The organism is Paenibacillus sp. FSL L8-0435 (assembly GCF_037965655.1).
Taxonomy (GTDB): domain Bacteria; phylum Bacillota; class Bacilli; order Paenibacillales; family Paenibacillaceae; genus Paenibacillus.
The window spans coordinates 1,129,217-1,150,450 of record NZ_CP150185.1 but is presented as its reverse complement, the minus strand read 5'-3'; the positions used below and the strand labels follow the sequence as shown (position 1 = coordinate 1,150,450).

The following is a 21,234-nucleotide window of genomic DNA, read 5'->3' as shown; positions in this document are numbered from 1 at the left end:
TGTCACCTCCTTATGTTCTAATTATACGACATGTAAATATTACTGTAAATTGAATTATATAAATTTAATTATATTTTTTTCCATAATCCAGGCAGGAATCTGAACATCCCTTGCCCCTCACCACAGTAAAGGCTCATCATGGCCATATGCCACAATGAACCTTGTGTTTTTCAAGGTCGAATCGACCGCTCGTCTAGCTAGTCATTACATATAATGCCTTGTTCATAGTTTCCTACGTCTACGGTAAAACGACAATGTCTCCCGGTTTCAACCCACTAACCACTTCCGTCTTGTCCCCCGTTTCCATTCCAGCCTGGATCGTCAGCGGCTCGGTCTGTCCGTTCCCTTTGTCTAACAGTACGTAAGGCTCAGTCTGATCCCGCATGATCGCGAGACTGGACACTACCGTCACTTTATCCTTCCGCATTGTCTCGATATCGCCTTCCAGACTCACGCCTCCATACATTCTGGCGTCCGGCTTCAGATCAATGACCACGTCAAACTGTGAAGCTTGCTTGAGGTCCGTATCGGTACTCTTGCGGGCGAATTTGGATACCTTACTCACCTTCCCGGTGAATTGCAGGTCTTTCTGCGCTGTCATTCGCACCTTAACCGGCATTCCCACCTTGAGCCTGAACATTTCTTCCTCACCGACGATCGTCATAAATTTCAGTTTGCTGATATTTGTAATGGATCCGATCAGCTGTCCTTCCGTCACCGCACGTGTCTTGCTATCCTCTTCATTCATCTGAAATATACCGGAAGCGGAAGCATATACAACAGACTTACTTATCACTGCCTGCTTTTTCTGTATCTCCTTCTCCTTGAGAACCAATGCTTTTTGATTCAATTCATTCGTCAGGCGTTTGCCTTCCCGGTCTGCAAATGCCTTCTTGCGCTCCTCTTCCGTCACGCCAAGCGTCTCACTCATATTCGCCTGATCCAAGCTAACCTGATTCATCTTATTTTCCAGCTGGGCTTTCTCCAGATCACTCTGCAACTGTTCAACTTCTGTTTGCAACGTGGAAGTATCGAGGGTGAACAGGATATCGCCTTTGCTCACCTGCTCACCACTTTTCACGTTCCACTGCTTGATGTTGGAAGCATACGGAGCGAAGATATCCGTCTGATCGGTGTATACGGATTTCCCCTTCACCTGTATCGTTTGCGTCATCGTTTCCTGTGTCACATCAAAGGTAATCGGGGGTGGCATCTCTATAGGTGCCTCCGGTTTTGGCTTGTACTTTTCATATAACCAGTACCCCGCACCTGCCAAAAGTACAACGGTGATGATGATTTTAATCCATTTCTTCATGTGCCCTATTTCCCTTTCGCTGATAAAATTACATCGATTTGATCACAGTTAATGCATTGGTCCGAGATGCGCTGATTGCCGGATATATACCCGATACAATGCCAACCAGAACAGCAAAAACGATGCCCAGTGGCAGAGCCGACTGCTGAATAACGACGGTCATCGGACCATTCATCTGATCTGCCATCTGACTCGCCAGCAGACTGTTCACCCCGCCGAGGGCAGCAAAGGCAATCCCCACACCAGCCACACCGCCCATTAATCCAAGCATCGCTGCTTCCGTAATAAACATCTGGCGGATTTGCCACAGATTTGCGCCCAGCACCTTCATTACACCAATCTGCTTACGCCGTTGATGCGTAGACATAATCATTGCTACAATAATGGATAATGAGGCCAGCAGCATGATAAAACCACCGATGCCCAATGCCGCTTTTTGGTACATCGCCAATTGACCTGACATCGCTTCCTCCTGGAACAGATTGCTCTGTGTGTTTAACGTTAGCTTTTGGATCTGTTCTTCCACCTGAGATACATAGCGTTTATCCTCTACCTTGACCAAGGCCGAGTTAAGATGTTTGGCCGAACTATTGTCTGTCTGTTGCAATCCAAGCTCATCCTGCAATGCACGAGCTGTATCGAGTGGCAGATATACTTTTTTGTCACCCTGAGCAGTCATATCATCCATATTGGAGGGTTTCATTAGTTCTCCAGATACACGTATGGAGCCGCTCATTCTGGTTTTGCTTGCATTCACAAAGTCTTCATATCGAAATTGAACATGCTGCTGGACGAGCTGATCCTGCTTCGATGCAATCGCCATATACTCTTCCAAAAGCGCATTGTTGTATGGATCAGCATTCAACTGCTCGAATAACTTCTGAGTTACTTTCGGGTCTACGAGTCCGAATGCGGTCCCATAACTGGTCACCGCCATACGACCATCTTCCGCACCACGCCCCTCAGCATACTTGTATCCAAACCCACCCAGGGTCTCGAGCTGTGTACCAATGACTTCAACATAGGTACTGCGACCATCTGGAAGCACCATTTCCAGCGAATCCAGCTTTAACATGGGAGCCACGGCAACCACATGGGGGAGCCTTTGGATAATCTGGATCTTTTCCAACGTCAACGCGCCCCGTTCAAACTTCGATGTCTGACCGCTCCCCTTGCCGTTCCCTGTACGAATGCCTTCATTGGGCGTAATCGTAATCTCATCCATCTTGTAATTGTCGTTTAATGTTCTCTCGCTATAGGTCTGTACGGACTGCCCCACACTAAGTGCAATGATCATGGCGGCAGAGCCGATGGACAGCCCCATCATGCACAACAGAGTGACCATTTTTCTGCGAATGATCTGTCCCCAGGCCATACGTGCTACATCCCGTATTCTCACATTTCCTCTCCTTTTGCCTCAAACTTTCCTTACAGCTTCTTCGACCAGTATCCCATGTTGCAGGGTAAGAACGACCTGCATCTGCTCGGCGACCTCTGCTTCATGTGTCACAATCACAAAGGTTGTATTCATATCCCGGTTAAGCTGCTGCAAAATCGCAATGATCTCTTCCTCCGTCTCGGTATCCAAATTTCCCGTCGGCTCATCTGCAAAGATCACCGAAGGTTCGGTAATGAGCGAACGTGCAATACTGACACGTTGTTGTTGACCGCCCGACAACTGGGACGGGAATAAGCTTGCCTTTTCCCCCAGTCCAACCTGCTCCAACAGCTTCAATGCTTTTGCTTTGCGTTTCGAAGGGCTTACACCCATGAACACCAAGGGTAACTCTACATTTTCCCGGATCGTAAGATTGGACAGCAGCTCATAGGATTGAAAAATAAACCCGATATGATTGCGCCTGAACTCCGCCAGGCGATTTTCACTGAAACGTACAATATCTTGTCCAGCAATTAGAATCTTGCCCTGATCCGGTTTCATCAGCCCCGCCATCAGATTAAGCAGTGTAGACTTGCCTGAACCCGAACTGCCCAGCAGGGCCACCATCTTGCCTTCTCCAATCGTCAGGTTGATATCTTGAAGAACCGGCACGGTTCCCTGGCCATTGCGGAACGAGTGGGATAACTGTTCAACTTGAAGCATTGCTACATGTCTTCCTTTCTACTTACTAAATATGTACAGAGGTTGTTATGTAAAGATTCGCGTCGTACATTCCCTTTTATTATAGGGTCGAGATGTATCCGGACTGGCCGGAGTTGTATCCAACTTGTAAAATATCAAAACAAAAAGACCTTGTCCGCAGAGTAGCTATCGCCAGCTCCATCCAGACCCAAGGTCTAATATTCTTGTACCTTTTGCCGCTTACCAGGCTCTAAAACTAAAGCGGTACATCTCACTTTTATCCATCGTGCTGCCCACTGCAAATAGCTCATCGTCATTCCATTTCAGATTGATGAAGTTATCAATATTGCGGTAGATCACCGTATCCGACGAAAGATTGCTGTCATTCAGGTAGGCAATATGCAACTCATTCTTCTGATTCTGATTATCCATCGGGTAAAAGTATGCGATTCGCGATTCCTCTGCATCCAGTTCGAAGTTCCAGATGGAACCTTTTAATACCAGATCATACTGCTCCTGTGCTGCACGATACCGATACAGCCCCTGTACCTTATTCATCGTTCCCTGGATGAGCATGTCACCACTTTTCAGTAACTTGAATTGTTGAATGTCTTCCATTGCAGCATATGCCATCACTTCATGCTCGTCCTCAAGCGATACACGATAGATGGCATAATTGTCTTTTAGCATCACCAGCATATAAAACTGTTTCAGGTCTTCACTAACCTGCAAGACATCCATCACGATAAACGTATCATTCGAACTTTTCCCTTGTCTTGGTCCTGTGAACATGTCCATCAGCTCATCATATGTGTAGATGACTTGACTCGTCCCCTGGCTCAGATCTACTTGTTTGAATAAGAGATCATCCTGACCGATGTAGGATTCGTTCCCTACAAACACTCTATAATAGGAGTTGTCGTTCGGAAGCTTGCGACGTTCCCCGCTTTCAATCACATACTCATACGTCGTCTTCAGCGTCTGACCCGCCCGGTATTGGGAGTATATGATCTTCTTGTGATCCGGGCTGATCGCTACACCGTAATCTGTATTACTCGCAATACTCTTCACTTCATTATCATCCAGATGCAGGAGAGACAACTGAAGTCTGGAATAGGAAGATTCCAGTTGATTTAATATAATCGTGTTCCGGTCTACCACTTCAAAATCAAAGATCGGAAAGTCATTTGGAATCTTGGTAGCTGACTCGATCTGAATTGTGCTGCTCGGTGGCGGCGCCAGACGGCTATTGAATTGCTCACCTGGCAAAATTACGGTTCTTGGTTTGAGGTTTGCGATACTGAACAGGCTGCCAATCCCGAAGATTCCGCTGACAAATGCAATTAACAGCCCTGACAGCATCAATCTGTCGCGGTTTTTACGCCAAAATCCGGGATGTCTCATGTGTTCATTTCCCCCGGAAGACTGATATTTACTTGTGTCCCTTGACGCATGATACTCTTCATCTCCACTGTTCCTCCGTGACGTTCAACGATGTTCTTCACAATAGACAAGCCGAGCCCCGCGCTGCCTTTCTCCGCCCTATTGATCTCTTTATCCTGGTAAAAAGGTTCAAATACATGCTGAAGTGCCTCAGCACCAATACCCTCTCCCTGATCACGAATTACGATAGCTATGACATCAGCCAACCGGAAAGATTGCACCTCGATGATTGAATTCACATCACTGTACTTGATTGAGTTATCCAGAACGTTAAGGAAGACCTCCTTCAACTTATCCCGATCTCCCTGTAAATACTGATGTTCCTCCAGCTCATAATGGATGCCTATATTGTACTTGCCCGCCTTAATCGACATGTCCTCACAAGCTTCACGAATGATGTCCGATACATCTATACGTTCAAATCGGTACGCCTGAATGACCGCAGACGAGACCGACACCTCCAGAATATCAGCAACCATCGTGTTGAGACGCTGGCTTTCCTTGATAATATAATTCATGCCTTTGTCAAAAAAGTCCTGATCGGTGAATCCGTTATCTCGCAAAATCTGGGCGTATCCCAGAATCGTCGTGAGCGGTGTCTTTAATTCATGCGTCACATTGTCAAAAAAGACTTTGCTTCGCGCCTGTACTTGTTTCACTTCATCCCGCTCCCGCTCAATCACATCAATCTGCTCCCTTATCCGATCAATCATGACGGTGAAGCTTGAAGCCAGTTCACCGATCTCATCCTTGGTGGTAATCTGGATGTCTGCGTTCAGACTCCCTTGGGCCACTTCGGCAGAACGTTTCGTGAGTACACGGATGGGTTGTGTAATTTTCCGGGAAATAAAGATAGATGCGATAAATAAAAATACAAAAATAACCGCTGCGAACAGCTTGATCGTATTTTGAAAACGAAGGTTGCGTTTGAACAAATCCGTATAATCCTTCTCCATCTGTACGATTCCAATCAATTGTTGATCCATCTGGAGCGGGAAGGACAGACTGGCCGTGACCTGGCCTTTATCCACAACTGTGGTGTACGCGATTCGGGAGTGTTTGGCTTCTTCCATATCAGGATGGTCAGACTGCTTAGCCACGTTAACCTCGTTGCCCACCGATCCGTATGACGAGGCATCAGGACGAAATACTGTAATCTCCCCTCCAACGGCTGATCCAATCTGCTCCGCGAGCTCGCGACTTCCGGCTTCGAGCGAGTCTCTGCTCATTCGTTTGTTATGGATCAGGAAGTATTGATTCAGCGCGATGTCCAGATTTCGTTTGGATTGCACCATATCCTCATGCACTTCCCGGTACATATTCTCCTGAGCTACCTTATTGGATAGAATCAGCAGAACGGAGAATCCGATAAAGACGATGACAGAGAATAACACCACCATTTTGAACTGGATCGTCCACTTCATGTCTGTACCTGAATATTCAGCTTGTACCCCACACCGAATACCGTTTCAATCATCGAAATGCCTTGCACACCACTATCCAGTTTCTTGCGAATCCGTTGCACATGAATGTCCACTGTTCGGGTATCCCCTGCAAAATCAAATCCCCATACCTTGTCCAGCAGTTCAGAACGTGTATGAACCTTACGATGATGGGTCACGAGAAATAACAACAGATCATATTCCTTGTTCGTAAGTCCTGCCCGTTCCCCGTCTTTCCACACTTCCCGTTCATCCTTGCGAATCTCAATATGCTTGCCTAGCCTTACAACCTCATAGGACTGATTCTCCAGTGTCTCGCTGATGAGATCAATCCGGCGAAAAATCGCCCGAATGCGCGCAACCACCTCCCGGATATCAAAAGGTTTCGTGATATAATCATCCGCCCCAAGCTCCATGCCAAGTACCTTGTCCAGCATGTCCGACTTCGCAGTGATCATGATGACAGGTATCTTGGAGTTCACAGATAATTGTCTGCACACATCAAAACCGCTCATATCCGGCAGCATCAGATCCAGCAGGATCAGATCCGGCTTCGAATCCCGAAGCAGATCCAGGCCCTCTTTTCCCGTAGCTGCTTCCTTGATCTCAAATCCTTCCTTACGTAACGAATAGGACAAAATATCGCGAATGGACTCCTCGTCCTCAATAATTAAAATCTCTTTTTGTCTCATGATACTTTCGTAATCTCCCTGCTCTATGAATTTCCTTCATCTGCCTATATTTTGTATCCCAAGCCGTATGCTTGGATAGAGGGAAGCACGAAATGTTACAACTCCGATACAACTCTGAACCTTTTGGAAACAACCTCCCGATATACTTGGATCATAAGAGACTCATACCAGACCGGACCCATGCCTGATCTGTATCCAAGGGGGATTCACATCATATGAACAGCACACGAATTAATGAAGCTTATATCAACTATAAATCAGAAATCACGAGGTATCTATCCCATATCGTCAAACAACCGCAAGATGCAGAAGATTTGGCACAGGATTGTTTCATTCGATTAATGAACGTTACCGTGGATATCCCTGAAGATCGCATTCTCTATTATCTCAAACGCATTGCCCGTAACCTGGCGATGGACAGCTTCCGCAGGCGGACCCGTACACTGAGACGAGACAGCCGTCTGGAGGTACCTACCCACCACGTCGATACATCCCACCTTGAAATTAGCGAAGGTGTTCATGATCTTGTTTCCCATATTAACAACACCGAACATCGTAAAATATTAGAACTTCGCCTCATCCATGGATACTCCATTAAGGAAACGGCAGAGCTGGTGAATCGGAGTGAAGGTATGATTAAATCCTCTGTCTTCCATGCCGTCAATCGAATTCGGGCCAAAGTCATCTCATAAGAGATGGCTTTTTTAATGCCGAAATCAATATACGAAGGTAGATTGGATAAATAAAGACAGGATCGAATTACCTATGGATATGTCAAAAGACCCAATTTTACAAATATCGAGTTAATTTTTACAAATTGTTATGACTATGTGAGATTTTCATGTGGTAGAATATGGACGAACTCATGAATCAACTAATATTTGGGAGGGATTTGGTTGGATAAATTAACAGGTATGCGAGGAGTATTTTTAAAATCACTCCTGGCATTGTCCATGGCTTTGCCACTTCAGATCGGATTATGGAACGGAGATGCATCGGTTCATGCGGAAGGACCGACAGACCCGGCACCGTTCATCCAGGCAAAGATTGTGAACCAAAATGCAGGTAAGAAAGTACTATTCGACAACTCTCACGGCCAAACGGCTGGAGCTGCAGACTGGGTGATTGATGGAGGTTTCTCCGACTTCGGGAATGCACTCGCGAATGATGGTTACGATGTCAAAGAACTTCGCAAGACAACTCCATTTACCTATGATGATCTGAAAGAGTATAACGTATTCGTTATTGCAGAGCCTCAAATTCCTTTCAAAACATCCGAACAAGCAGCACTTAAACAATATGTTGAAACAGGCGGCAGCATCTTCTTTGTTGGAGATCACTATAATGCCGACCGTAACAAAAACCGCTGGGATGGCTCTGAAGTCATCAACGGCTATCGTCGGGGAGCATTCGAAGATCCGGCCAAAGGCATGAGCACTGATGAGCGTAATTCTGAAGCGATGCAAAATGTAACCGGCTCGGACTGGTTGTCCGATAACTTCGGCGTACGTTTCCGCTATAACGCACTTGGCGATATCAACGCTAATATCGTCGTACCGGCAGATCAAGCCTTCGGCATCACTGAAGGCGTATCGGGTGTAGCCATGCACGCCGGTTCAACACTTGCAATCACTGATCCGGAAAAGGCAAAAGGAATTGTGTACCTGCCAAAAACTAATGCAAAATGGAATAACGCGGTAGACCAAGGTGTCTACAACGGTGGCGGGATTGAAGAAGGTCCTTACGTGGCTGTATCCAAGCTGGGCGCAGGTAAAGCTGCCTTCATCGGTGACTCCTCTCCGGTAGAAGATGCATCACCAAAATACTTGCGTGAAGAGACAGGCACACGCAAAACAACGTATGACGGTTTTAAAGAAGCCGATGATGCAGTGTTGCTCGTGAACACCGTAAACTGGCTTGCTACCCAAGAGAACTACACTGATCTAACTCAAGTGAACGGACTTGAACTGGACACAGCTACAGCGCTGCTGCCATTCGAAGAGCCGGCTGTTTCCACAGAACCACAGGCTGAACCTTGGGCCGCACCTGCTGCCGGATACAAGTGGTACGATCGTTCCACGTTCAAAGCTGGTTCTTACGGTGGCCCTGCATCCAGCGCAAATGCTGCTTACAGCTTCGTGAAACAGGATACCCTTCCGAATGCAGAAGACTTCCAGATTCGTGTAGTTGTGGAGAACATGCCACCCAACACAACCGTATCCGGTTATAGTGCCGGTATCTATCTGACTGGCGGAACACAGGTCGCCATGATCCAGAATGAAAGTGGTACTTGGCCGACTTCGTACGGATATAGCTCCACATTCAGTGTAACCTCAGACAGCAAAGGTCGTGCGATCAAAGACCTGAACGTACGCATCAAACCAGGTACAACTGGCGCTGCCAGCTTGCGTCTGCGTCTGAATGGAAGCAACCTGATCACCAATGCCGTGACTGTTGGCAATGTGCCAGCAGAACAGCTTCCGGAAGAAGAAGGACCGATTCCAGCAGCGATCACCGTTGCTGAAGCACGTACCAAAGCCGTTGGCACTACCGTAACGATTGAAGGTGTTGTGACGACAGAGCCGGGTGCATTTGGTGGACAAGCCTTCTATCTTCAAGATGAAACTGCCGGAATCTACGTGTTCCAGCATACTAGCGGCTTCCATGCTGGTGACAAGGTGAAAGTAACGGCAGCAACAACCATCTATAACAGCGAGTTCGAGCTTACCGATATCGTTGCGATTGAGAAAACAGGTACAGCTTCCGTACCTGCTCCAATCGAAGTTACAGCAATTACAGATGCGAACCAAGGTCAACTGGTTCAATTGAAGGATGTAACAATCGAGAATATCATCAGCGCTACACCCGTTGGATCTTTTGAATTTGACGCCGTAGCAGCAGACGGAACAAGCACACATATCCGTGTAGACACCCGTACAGGTGTGACAGATACATCCTTCCCTTATGTTGCAGGGGACAAGATCAGTATCACAGGCATTTCCGCTATTTTCAAAGATGTATATCAATTGAAACCAAGAAGTTTGAATGATTTTGTACCTGCTGAAGATCAAGGTGGAGGCGAAGTGCCTTCCACTCCAGCTGCGGGGGCACCGGGTAAACCGGTGCTTTCTTCTGATAATGGATATACCACTGGCCTGTTCGAAGGTTCGTATAACGTAAACATGAACCTCTGGTGGGGCGAAAATGGTTCCGAGTACAAACTGTATGAGAACGGCGTTCTAATCGATACACAGAAGTTGACTGCGGCTTCACCATCGGCTCAGTCCTCCAAAACGGCTATTACAGGTAAAGCCAACGGTACGTATACCTACGTAGCCGAGCTGACCAATGACAAAGGCACAACACGCAGTGACGTGCTGACAGTACAAGTAACCAATGCTGCTCCAGGCAAAGCTACGTTGTCCCAAAACAATTGGGATGGTGATGGCAACTATAACGTATCCATGAACCTCTGGTGGGGTACAAACGCAACTGAATACCGTCTCTATGAGAATGATGTATTGATTGATACACAAGCGTTAAACGCAGCAACACCAGCTTCTCAAAGTGCTACAACTGAATTGTCCGGTCGCACTAACGGAACGTACACGTACCGTGCTGAGCTGATCAACGCCGCAGGCGTAACCAGTACCGAGACGATTACGGTTCAAGTAACCAAAGCGTTGCCTTTGGCTAGCTAAGTCTCAGTAAAGAAGCCTAACGTTTCACCAAACAACTAAAAAACCGAAACCAACATTGCCTGATTCACAGGGCAACCTGGTTTCGGTTTTTTTCTTTCATTTCAAACGTTCAGGCTCATATCCATTTCTAACAAATAGAATGCTGTTCCATACAGCAAAATAAGCGGCCACGGCGATAACACTAATGACAAAAATCAAGTTCATCTGTGTAAACGTATAACTGCTTCCTGTGAAAATAATCAGGATTACACTGAGTCCAATATTTTCTCTGTTATGTTTTTTAAACTTCTGAAAAACCATTCTGTATAGTAGTAGGAGTATCATAAACCCAATCCATATATATTGAAATAATTCCATAGGTCACCTTCCTTTAAAAAAATCACTTCTTGTATTGGTATCTATGAGGGGGATATATTAATACCCTTAATTCCCTTTATATAGAAACCTATTAATTTTACATGGATTTGGAAAATAATTCAATCATTTTATACATATTCTTGGAACCCTCTTATTCCTCAACGGTTAGGTGAGCAACAAAAAACGTTGTTTATTTGCAGACACAAAAAAAGACTATCCCTGCCAATATTCCGGCACCGAATAGCCCTCTCTTCTTCCTCTATCCACTTATCTTAATCTAGTATATTCGTAGCGCCACATTAACCCTTACACCAACTTCTTACGAATATATCCCGAGATCAAGTCAATGATCGTAATCATCACGATAATACCCAGCAGGATAATACCTACTCGCGGCCAGTTCCGTGTGCTAAGTGCGAAGATCAGCGGTGTACCAATCCCCCCTGCTCCGATTACACCCAGTATGGTCGCAGAACGTACATTAATCTCAAAACGATACAGCGTATAGTTCAGGAATCCAGGCATAACCTGCGGCAGGATGGCAAACCACAACTGCTGCATACGATTGGCTCCGGAGGCAAGCAGCGCCTCAGATGGGCCATAGTCGATATTTTCAACTTCATCCGCGTATAATTTGCCTAACATGCCGATGGAGTGTAATCCAAGGGCGAGTACCCCTGCAAACGATCCGGGACCTACTGCCTTAATGAACAACAAGGCCATGATAATCTCAGGGAACGTGCGGATAAAGCTGAGTACCATTTTACCTGCACCCGAGATGGAACGATGCCCACTCATGTTACGGGCAGACCAGAACGCAAACGGGATACAGAGCACGGCCGAGATTACAGTACCTAGTACGGAGATTGCCAACGTGTCTAGCAGTCCGCGCAGCAAGTCTTCTCCCTCAGGCAAATATACAAACTCCCAGTCCGGTGAGAAAATTCCGGCTACAATGGCTTTCATAATCTGAGCGGCAGTTTCCTTGAAACCAGTAAACGGTACACCGGCAAGCGCCCAGGCATACATAAGGATTAACAGTAACACAATGACCCAGCGTAGCGGGTTCTTCCGTGGTTTAGGCCGGATGCGGCTTGTTTCATTTTTCATCATAGCAATTTCTCCCGCAGCTTAGTACTTACATAATCAATGACCAGAACAATGACGAGGGTAAACAGAATGATTACGCTGGTCTTGTCATACTCCAGGAACCCAAGTGTGGCCTCATAGTAGAGTCCAATCCCTCCGGCTCCCACCAGTCCCAGAATGGCAGCAGCACGTATATTAATTTCGAAGGCATACAGCACATAGGATGTGAACTGGGCAGCCAGTTGTGGCACCACGCCATATACAATGAGCTGAATCCGGTTCATACCAACAGCCGTCATCGCTTCCAGCGGCCCCTGATCAATGGTTTCCAGCGTCTCATACGTCAGCTTCGCGATCAGACCTATCGAGAACACAGCCAGTGCCAAGATTCCGGGGATTGGCCCCAAACCAAACACAGCAACGAACAAAGCAGCAAGCAACAGATCCGGCACGGTCCGAATCAGGTTCAACAGAAAGCGCGCCGGATAGTAGATCCAGCGACTTGGCATCAGGTTACCGGCACAGATAATCGAGACTGGAATCGCAATAATCGCACCAATGGTTGTCCCGATCAGGGCCATTCGGATCGTTTCCAGCATGCCTTGCACGATATTATCAAAGTAACTCCACCGGGGTGGGAACATCTCCTTCAGCAGATCCAGCATGTTGGGAAAACCTTCGAACAACTCCGTAAAGCTGGCATCCGTTTGCTTGGCACTGGCCCACAAAAGGAGCAGAATGATCACTAAGGTGAGCAAATGTTTCGTACGCCCAGGCGGTTTTGGGCGATTCACAACCTGAGCCGGGCTGGAACCAGGTTCCTTCCCCACTCCGCCTGAATTCTGAAGTGGAACATTGGACTGCCCCTTCATACCACAACTTCTCCCTGCTCATGCACAGCCTGCTTGTCCAACAATTCGTCAGCCAGAATCGGTCTGCCATATATTTCAGCAAAGCGCTCATCCGTTGCCTCTTCCACCGGGCCGTCGAAGACCACCTCGCCCGCTCGCAATCCAACAATACGGGTCGCATACTCTCTCGCCAGATCAATAAAGTGAAGGTTAACGATGGTGGTAATCCCAAGGTCCTGATTGATGCGTTTGAGATCATCCATGACCTGCTTTGTTGTAAGCGGGTCAAGTGAAGCAACCGGTTCGTCGGCCAGAATGATTTTTGCTTCCTGTGCCAGTACACGGGCAATAGCCACACGCTGTTGCTGTCCACCAGACAACTGATCTGCACGGGAGTAAGCTTTCTCGGAGATATTCACCCGATCCAGCGCAGTGAATGCCAGTTCAATATCCTCTTTTGGAAAACGACCCAGAATGGTACGCATGGTGGAATGATATCCAACCCGTCCAGCGAGTACGTTACGAAGTACACTGGACCGTTTCACCAGATTGAAACTCTGGAAGATCATGCCGATGTCACGTCTGATCATGCGTAACCGTTTGCCTTGTGCCTTCGTGATGGAGCTTCCGTTAATCAGAATCTCTCCCTCACTAATGTCGTGCAGTCGGTTAATGGAGCGTAAGAGCGTTGATTTACCCGCACCGGACAGACCCACAACAGCAATGAATTCACCCTGCTCAAATTTCAGATTAATATTATCCAGGCCCTTGGTGCCGTTAGCGTAAGTTTTGGTAACGTTATGAAGCTCAATCATGACAATATCCTTCTTTCATTCATAATGATCATACACATGAGTCCTTGCTATAATGGCACAAGCCAGCGCAGCGTAGATCACGCTGAACTGGCCTGTCCATTGCTACGATTAAGCTGTTCCCATCCAAGAAAGCTACTACAAAGTGAACAGATTCCGAACTACTTTTGGATCAGAATTATTCACCTTTCACTTTTTCGCCATACTGGCGAACGATCTCAAACTTGCTATCATCGGACTCTACATAACCTTCATGCGTATAGATTTCTTTGATGATCTGGTGACCTTCAGTATCTTTACCGATATCGATGAAGGCTTGTTTGATCTTCGCAGTCCAATCTGCATTCATGTCTGTACGAACGGCAATGGTATCGTTAGGAATAGGCTCAGTGAACGCCAGTACACGTGTATCTTCAAATACAGTCGGATAGTCTTTCGCTACCGTGTTGCGGGCATCTTGGAAAATTGCTGCTGCATCAACGTCACCGTTCAATACAGCGATAACACCTTGGTCATGACCTTTCAACGTTACAGGTGTTACATCTTTTAATGGATCAATGCCTCTATCCAACAACAGACCTGCTGGCCATACATAACCTGCGGAAGACGTTACGTTTTGGTAAGCGACTTTTTTACCTTTAAGGTCCTCGATGGATTGAATCGGCGAATCTTTTTTCACAATGAACATGGATTTATATGAATCTGCCAGTTGCTCTGTAGGAGCTCCTGTCTCATCATTTACACCGAAACGTTGTGCTTGCAAAATAACCTGCGCAGCGCCTTTTTCTTTAGCCAGTACATAAGCTGTCGGAGGCAAGAAACCTACGTCTACTTTGTTGGAAGCCATTGCTTCAATAATTGTGTTGTAGTCGGTGGATACGCTGACTTTTACCGGAATACCCAGTTTGTCACCAAGCAGCTTCTCCAGCGGTTTCGCTTTGGCTTCAAGCGTATCTGCATTCTGGGAAGGAACAAATTGAACCGTCAATTCAGTTGGCACATAACCTTCGACAGGTTTCTCTGTCTCTGCCGTAGACGTACCGGATGCATTCGAACTCGAATTATCCCCGTTAGCCGAACCTGTTGTACTACTGCTAGACCCACAAGCACTTAGAAACAGAACCAAAATCAACAATGGTAAAAATAAAGCAGACTTCTTCAAACGAACACCCTCCAAAGAGTTTCTATTTTTCAGTACTTATCTACTATAGTTGCCAAATATTAGCGCGATGTGAAACGAAATTTGGAGTTTTGTAAAGTTTCCTGTCAGGCTGTCAGCGCGACTTGTATCTGTTAGAATAGGCTCATTATGGTTGAAGATATAGGAAGAACATCGGAGATCACGGCGTATGCTTCGGTTCTTCAGGCTATTCATTCTTCTCCGTTTTATGGTAATTCCATATATCTGAACTTATATATTAGAGGAGATTGTAAAATGACATCCATAAACCATACGGCAAGCTTCGACATTCTGTTCACCAGTGATCTGCACGGTGCCATCCGCCCCATTCATTACAACACCAATGCCTACCGCCCAGCTGGGCTTGCCCTGCTGGCTTCCCTGATTCGTAAGGAACGCGAACGTTCACCTGAATTGATGCTGGTGGATAACGGGGATCTGCTGCAGGGATCACCCTTGGCCTCTTATGCAGCTTCACAGATTTCCACAAACGAAGTGCATCCATTTATAACAGTACTGAATGAACTGGGTTATGATGCTGCGGTGATGGGCAATCACGAGTTTAACTATGGTCAGGCATTATTACGCGGAGCAGTTGAAGCTTCCAATTTCCCTTGGCTGTCTGCCAATATTGTAAAAGATGAGCAACCAGATGTACCTGCCTTCGGTCCTCCGTATCTAATCAAAACCTTATCTTCTGGCGTCAAAATTGCCCTGTTGGGCGCAACTACGCATTACATTCCAAACTGGGAGCACCCGAAAAATATTGAGGGTTTACAGTTCCTTGATGCCTTGGAGACCATTCGTACATGGGTTAGCTATATACGCGAGCATGAACAACCAGATGTAATGGTTGTCAGTTATCACGGCGGATTTGAGAGTGATCTGGAGACAGGCGAGCCCGCAGAACGGTTAACTGGAGAAAATCAAGGCTATGCCATCTGCCGGGACATCGAAGGTATCGATGTGTTGCTTACCGGACACCAGCATCGTCAGCTTACCGCTAATATTCATGGTGTAACCGTCATTCAGCCGGGCTTCAGTGGAAATGGTGCGGGGCATGTATCCATTCAGTTGGAACAATCATCAGGTGGGAAATGGCAGATTACAGATAAGCAGGCTCGGTTGTTACTTCTGGATGAACATCATGAGGTTGAACCTGATGCAACCGTCATGAAACTGACGGAAGAGCTGGAAACTGAGGCACAATCATGGCTTGATCAACCCATTGGCGAGGTGGCTGGGGATTTATCCATCACCAATGCTACCGCTCTGCGACTCAAGGCACATCCATTCATTGCTTTTGTACATCAAGTGCAGATGGAAGCGACTGGAGCGCAGCTCTCCAATACCGCCATGCTGAGTGAAGAAGCTCGCGGTTTCGGGAGTCACATCACCGTTCGGGACGTGTTATCCAACTTCATCTATCCTAATACTCTGACGGTGCTGGAGTTGAGTGGTCAGGATATCCGGGAGGCACTGGAACAAACGGCAAATTACTTTGAAGTGAATGCTTCTGGTGAGGTGGCAGTCAATCCGGCTTATATGGAACCCAAACCCCAACATTATAATTACGATATGTGGGCTGGCATGGAATATGAGCTGGATATCTCCCAACCTGTAGGCAGTCGAGTTGTGAAGTTGGAACATGAAGGCAAGCCAATGGACATGAATGGCATGTACTCTGTGGTGATGAACAGCTACCGCGCTGCTGGCGGCGGGGATTATGCAATGTATCCGGGCAAAAAGGTACTGCACGAGGGTGCCACGGACATGGCCGCACTGGTAGAGGATTATATCCGCAGACATCAACCGTTAACGGTGGGTCAGGCTAATAACTGGAAAGTTATTGGAAGTTAAATGAGAAAGAGCAGGTCCTGTGATCAGGATCTGCTCTTTTGTTTTCAACCTATTGCTTACTTGTTCTTGTTGAATTATCCTATCCTATCCTGTCCTGTCCCGTTATCCGACATATTGAAGAATTAACTGATATAACGCTATTGAAAATCCTAAGATACTCGCTTTCATTTTAGATGGATGATTTCTTTCGCTGCGAATCAAATAAAAGAAAACCAAAATAAACCCTGCGGGGATCCATAGTTCAAAGACACCATTTGTTGTACTTTGAGAATAAATTGGAGTAATGAACGTACTAATCAAAAAGTAAAAGAAAACCGTAAAACGTCTTGTTTCTAATTGCTTGCTCCACCTTACTAGAATGAAAATAATAATGATTGCGATAATCGTAATGTGTAAAGGGGGAAGAAGAAGAGCAGCATTCCCAAATTTGAATTCCATTCCGCATTGCCCTCCTCTCTTCTAATGCATCACATGACTGACTACAGGCATACGTGTAAAAATTCATTCTCATGCTTCAAAACCGCTGGCAACCTTCCAAAAACGGACCTATTCCAATATATCCTTATTTTAACATACAATCACAGTTCCATTTCCCAAATTTATTCAATAAAACATGCAAAAAGAGCAGAAGTGAGGAGCACCGTGCCCTCATCCCTGCTCATTTTACATACCTACAAGTTTTTTTCTAATACATGTCACATATTATCCAAAATGACTATTGCGCCTTTTTACGCAGCTGACTGTAATACAGCTCGCTGTAGAAACCGCCTTGTTCCAGCAACGCATCATGCGAGCCTTGCTCCAGTAGTTGCCCATCCTTCAGCACCAGAATCCGGTCGGCCTGACGGATCGTGTTCAGCCTGTGGGCAATGACAAAGCTGGTACGGCCTTGCATCAGACGTTGCAGCCCTTCCTGAATTTTGATCTCTGTGACGGTATCAATACTGCTCGTCGCTTCGTCAAGTACGAGTATCGATGGATCTGCCAAGATTGCCCGGGCAATGGCGAGTAATTGCTTCTGCCCCTGACTAATGCCGCTTCCATCGGCCTGGAGCACTTTGTCGTATCCATCCTTCATCCGTACAATGAAGGAATGGGCATTAGCCAGCCGGGAGGCTGCTTCCACCTCTTCATCCGTCGCGTCCAGACGGCCAAATCGAATATTTTCCCGAATCGTACCCTGAAACAAAAATGAATCCTGTAATACAAATGCCATATGTGACCGCAGATTCTCACGCCGAATGGTGGTCATATCGTGTCCATCTACCGTTAATGTGCCACCTGTTGGATCATAGAAACGGGATAACAGCTGAATTAAAGTTGTTTTCCCCGCTCCGGTCGGACCGACAAGGGCAATCATCTCACCCGGTTTGGCTTCAAAGCTGATGTCATGCAAAATGTTACGTCCTTCATCGTATCCAAAGGATACTTTGTCAAAGCGAACGGCTCCCTCTACCTTGTCCAGAGATATCGCTGCCCCTTCATCCTTCGCTTCCTCATCTTCGTCCAGCACCTCAAATACGCGCTCAGCCCCCGCAATCGCGGACAATAACGTATTCCACTGGTTCGCCAAATCATTCAGCGGACGGGTGAACTGACGGGCATATTCCACAAAGATAATAATCACCCCGACCGTAACGGAACCCTGAATCGCCAGAATACCACCGATGCCCGCAACAATCGCAAAGCTCAGGTTATTCAATCCATTCATCAGTTTCGGGATAAAACCAGAGATCGTCTGTGCCCAGAAACCGGAAATCCGGATGCGGGTATTTCGTTCCTCAAAACCACGAATCACCCGCTCCTCTTGCGAGAATGCCTTAATGATCCGCTGGCCGGATAAAGTCTCTTCGATGTAACCGTTAAGTTCACCGAGATTGCGCTGCCGCTCCTTGAAGAGCGGCCCCGTTCTGCGCGTTATCCAACGCATGCCGATGGCCATCAAAGGCACAACGATAAAGGTAAGCAGGGTCAGTAGCGGACTGAGCCAGAGCATAACCCCAAACGTTCCGAGCAGTGTTAATACACTCGAGAAAATCTGGATCGCCGAGCTATTCAACGTACCGCTAACATTCTCGATATCATTGGTCACCCGACTCATAATCTCCCCCTGCTGGCGTTTACCGAAGAATGGAATCGGCAGTTTGTGCAGATGGGAGAACAGATCATACCGCATGCGGAACACGGTTTCCTGTGCAATTTCGATCATCCATATATTTTGTAACCAGGATGTAAGAGAGAACAAGACATACACTGCAGTTAATCCAATCAGAAACCGAGTCCAGCTTGCGCCGGCTTCGCCCGCGATGAAATCATCTACGGCCACCCCCACCATGTAGGGGCCAAGCAAAGCGAGTGCGGAACTGGCAAACACCATCAACAGTACCATGGACAGCTTAACCTTGCGCCGTGCCAGGTAGGTCCAGATACGACCAAGCGTACCTGACCAGTTCTTCGCCCGTGCCTTGGGTTTGCGACCACCACCTGATCGTAATGTCTCCGGATCAATCGGCGGTGGCGGCTGACGGAAAGGCTCAATGAATGCTTTGAACATGCTGTGCACCCTCCCCGTATTGTGATTCATGGATTCGACGATACAGCTCTGACGATTCCATCAGGTCTTCATGTTTTCCTTGCCCAATGAGTTGTCCATCATCAAGCAGAAGAATCAGATCCGCCGAAGTGGTTGAACTGATCTTTTGGGTGATGATAAACGTGGTACACGACAACTCTTCCAGCGCATCCAGCAGTCTGCCTTCTGTAGCCACATCCAGTGCACTTGTGCTATCGTCCAGAATCAGAATCCTTGGTCTACGTACCAGTGCTCGTGCAATGGAAAGTCGCTGCTTCTGTCCACCGGAGAGATTCACTCCCCGTTGACCCAGCAATGTATCATAACCGTTTGGTAAATTCTCAATCGTTTCATGGATCTGCGCGCGCTTTGCGGCTTCCACGATCTCATCCAAGGTAGCATCTTCCTGACCCCAGGCAATATTTTCCCGTATGGAACCGGTAAACAGGACAACCTCCTGAGGCACATAACCAATCGCACCACGCAACATGGACAGATCCAGCTCTGATGCATCAGCACCATCAATCCGTACCTTCCCTTGATCCTCTGTGTATAACCGCGGAATAAGCTGCACCAGCGAGGACTTGCCCGAGCCTGTTGCTCCCATAATGGCAATGCGCTCCCCCGCTTTTGCCGTGAATGTGATGTTATCCAGTACTGTAATTTCACTATTCGGATAACTGAAGCCTACACTGCGGAATTCAACCGCTCCCTGTACAGCTCGCTGTTTCTTCGCCGGGTATACAGATTTCGGAAAATGCGAAGATTTCATAGATCCAGCAGATGGTGCAGACGTTGATAACGACTTCGTCTGTTCAGTCTCCGACGTGTCCTCCGTATTAAACACTTCATTCAGTCGTTGCGCCGAAGCGCTTGCTCTGGAGAAGGTTACCAGAATCCATGACAACGCAGACATGGCACCAATTGTGCGAAGCAGGTAGTTAATGACGGCGACCACTTCACCCACAGTTGCATTACCGGAGGCAATGTCGACTCGTCCAAACCAAAGCACGGCGATGATACAAACGTTCATCATTAGCAGCATGAACGGCATCGTGGTCTCCGTCAGGCGCAGCGCGGAGATTGTGCCTTTCATCAGCTTGCCGCTGAATCCGGCAAAGCGTTCGATCTCATGGCCCATCCGTACGAAAACACGGATCAGCCGAATGCCTGTCAGATTCTCCTGGATGACTCCATTGACGGCATCCAGTCTGCGCTGCACATTGCGGAACAGCAGCGCTGCCTTTTTGATCATCCACACCACAACAATGAGCAGTACAGGCACCATGACAACTAGCAGCAGACCCAACCTCGGGTTCACGATCACTGCCATAATCATGCTACCAATCACCACAAGGGGCACACGCGTCATGAAGCGCAGACTCATGAAGACGGTGTCCTGAACCTGGGTCACGTCCCCCGTTAATCGTGTAATCAGGGACGACGTCGCGAACCGGTTAAAGACGGCATAAGAGAACGTTTGCACTTTCTCATACAGCTTCTCCCGCAGATCGTATCCGAACCCCAGACTTGCATGGGATGCAAAGAACGAACTCGCAATTCCGGCAGCAAAGGCCACAACAGCACTACCAACCAGCACACCGCCCCACAACCAGACGACAGATAAGTCTCCCTGCTGAATCCCGTTATCGATGATCTTGGAGATCAGATAAGGCTGAGCCAGCTCCACCGCAAGCTCAATTAACATCATGACCAGGGCTGCAATCGCGGCAACTCGGTACTTCTTCAAGTAGTACAACAGCTTGATCATAAGCATTCCTCCGGCTTGGAGCACCCTAAACCGATAACACGTTCCAGCTCAGAGCCTCCATTAGACATG

At 47.2% G+C, this 21,234-nt stretch carries 17 protein-coding genes; 3 read left to right on the top strand and 14 right to left on the bottom strand.

Features of this window, described 5'->3' with window-relative positions; all coding sequences use genetic code 11:
• Window positions 1-238: 238 nt before the first annotated feature.
• The 6 genes from NST33_RS05160 to NST33_RS05135 form a co-directional block, all read right to left on the bottom strand.
• On the bottom strand, window positions 239-1,315 hold the full coding sequence (locus tag NST33_RS05160; protein WP_339182398.1) for an efflux RND transporter periplasmic adaptor subunit: 1,077 nt from the start codon (window positions 1,313-1,315) through the stop codon (window positions 239-241).
• Window positions 1,316-1,343: 28 nt separating this feature from the next.
• Window positions 1,344-2,714, bottom strand: coding sequence for an ABC transporter permease (locus NST33_RS05155; protein ID WP_221818936.1), 1,371 nt, complete (start codon window positions 2,712-2,714; stop codon window positions 1,344-1,346).
• Between the two features lie 18 nt (window positions 2,715-2,732).
• The gene (locus NST33_RS05150; RefSeq protein WP_221818935.1) at window positions 2,733-3,416 is read right to left on the bottom strand and encodes an ABC transporter ATP-binding protein; all 684 of its coding nucleotides are present in this window, start codon (window positions 3,414-3,416) and stop codon (window positions 2,733-2,735) included.
• 219 nt (window positions 3,417-3,635) lie between these two features.
• Window positions 3,636-4,799, bottom strand: a complete 1,164-nt coding sequence (locus NST33_RS05145) for a hypothetical protein (protein WP_339182395.1) — start codon at window positions 4,797-4,799, stop codon at window positions 3,636-3,638.
• Window positions 4,796-6,262, bottom strand: coding sequence for a HAMP domain-containing sensor histidine kinase (locus tag NST33_RS05140; RefSeq protein WP_339182393.1), 1,467 nt, complete (start codon window positions 6,260-6,262; stop codon window positions 4,796-4,798). The genes NST33_RS05145 and NST33_RS05140 overlap by 4 nt, the downstream gene beginning before the upstream one ends.
• Window positions 6,259-6,972: a response regulator transcription factor gene (locus NST33_RS05135; protein ID WP_036606313.1), complete on the bottom strand. Its 714-nt coding sequence runs from the start codon at window positions 6,970-6,972 to the stop codon at window positions 6,259-6,261. Before NST33_RS05135 ends, NST33_RS05140 begins: the two co-directional genes overlap by 4 nt.
• 215 nt (window positions 6,973-7,187) lie before the next feature.
• On the opposite strand from NST33_RS05135, the gene NST33_RS05130 reads away from it, so the two are divergent.
• Together NST33_RS05130 and NST33_RS05125 are read left to right on the top strand one after the other, a co-directional pair.
• On the top strand, window positions 7,188-7,664 hold the full coding sequence (locus tag NST33_RS05130; RefSeq protein WP_076213502.1) for an RNA polymerase sigma factor: 477 nt from the start codon (window positions 7,188-7,190) through the stop codon (window positions 7,662-7,664).
• A 261-nt stretch (window positions 7,665-7,925) separates the two neighbouring features.
• A complete protein-coding gene (locus NST33_RS05125) occupies window positions 7,926-10,673 on the top strand; it encodes a DUF5689 domain-containing protein (RefSeq protein WP_339308614.1) in 2,748 nt (915 codons plus the stop codon).
• Window positions 10,674-10,769: 96 nt separating this feature from the next.
• Here NST33_RS05125 and NST33_RS05120 read toward each other — a convergent pair whose 3' ends face one another.
• From NST33_RS05120 to NST33_RS05100, 5 genes are all read right to left on the bottom strand, one after another.
• Window positions 10,770-10,973, bottom strand: coding sequence for a hypothetical protein (locus NST33_RS05120; RefSeq protein WP_339307081.1), 204 nt, complete (start codon window positions 10,971-10,973; stop codon window positions 10,770-10,772).
• A 363-nt stretch (window positions 10,974-11,336) separates the two neighbouring features.
• Window positions 11,337-12,143: a phosphonate ABC transporter, permease protein PhnE gene (gene phnE / locus NST33_RS05115; protein WP_101314703.1), complete on the bottom strand. Its 807-nt coding sequence runs from the start codon at window positions 12,141-12,143 to the stop codon at window positions 11,337-11,339.
• Window positions 12,140-12,991 (bottom strand): phosphonate ABC transporter, permease protein PhnE, encoded by an 852-nt coding sequence (gene phnE, locus NST33_RS05110; RefSeq protein ID WP_036672541.1) that lies wholly within the window; start codon window positions 12,989-12,991, stop codon window positions 12,140-12,142. The genes phnE (NST33_RS05115) and phnE (NST33_RS05110) overlap by 4 nt, the downstream gene beginning before the upstream one ends.
• Complete coding sequence (phnC, locus tag NST33_RS05105; RefSeq protein WP_062837418.1) at window positions 12,988-13,785, bottom strand: phosphonate ABC transporter ATP-binding protein; 798 nt, start codon at window positions 13,783-13,785, stop codon at window positions 12,988-12,990. Before phnC ends, phnE (NST33_RS05110) begins: the two co-directional genes overlap by 4 nt.
• 175 nt (window positions 13,786-13,960) lie before the next feature.
• Complete coding sequence (locus NST33_RS05100) at window positions 13,961-14,944, bottom strand: phosphate/phosphite/phosphonate ABC transporter substrate-binding protein (protein WP_076213496.1); 984 nt, start codon at window positions 14,942-14,944, stop codon at window positions 13,961-13,963.
• A gap of 273 nt (window positions 14,945-15,217) precedes the next feature.
• On the opposite strand from NST33_RS05100, the gene NST33_RS05095 reads away from it, so the two are divergent.
• Window positions 15,218-16,822, top strand: a complete 1,605-nt coding sequence (locus NST33_RS05095) for a bifunctional UDP-sugar hydrolase/5'-nucleotidase (RefSeq protein WP_339307078.1) — start codon at window positions 15,218-15,220, stop codon at window positions 16,820-16,822.
• Window positions 16,823-16,924: 102 nt separating this feature from the next.
• On the opposite strand, the gene NST33_RS05090 is transcribed toward NST33_RS05095, so the two are convergent.
• The 3 genes from NST33_RS05090 to NST33_RS05080 all read right to left on the bottom strand — a co-directional run bounded on the left by NST33_RS05090 (window position 16,925) and on the right by NST33_RS05080 (window position 21,165).
• Window positions 16,925-17,260 (bottom strand): hypothetical protein, encoded by a 336-nt coding sequence (locus NST33_RS05090; protein WP_339307076.1) that lies wholly within the window; start codon window positions 17,258-17,260, stop codon window positions 16,925-16,927.
• Window positions 17,261-17,537: 277 nt separating this feature from the next.
• Window positions 17,538-19,376: an ABC transporter ATP-binding protein gene (locus NST33_RS05085; protein WP_339307074.1), complete on the bottom strand. Its 1,839-nt coding sequence runs from the start codon at window positions 19,374-19,376 to the stop codon at window positions 17,538-17,540.
• The gene (locus NST33_RS05080; protein ID WP_221818926.1) at window positions 19,357-21,165 is read right to left on the bottom strand and encodes an ABC transporter ATP-binding protein; all 1,809 of its coding nucleotides are present in this window, start codon (window positions 21,163-21,165) and stop codon (window positions 19,357-19,359) included. Before NST33_RS05080 ends, NST33_RS05085 begins: the two co-directional genes overlap by 20 nt.
• Window positions 21,166-21,234 lie beyond the last annotated feature (69 nt).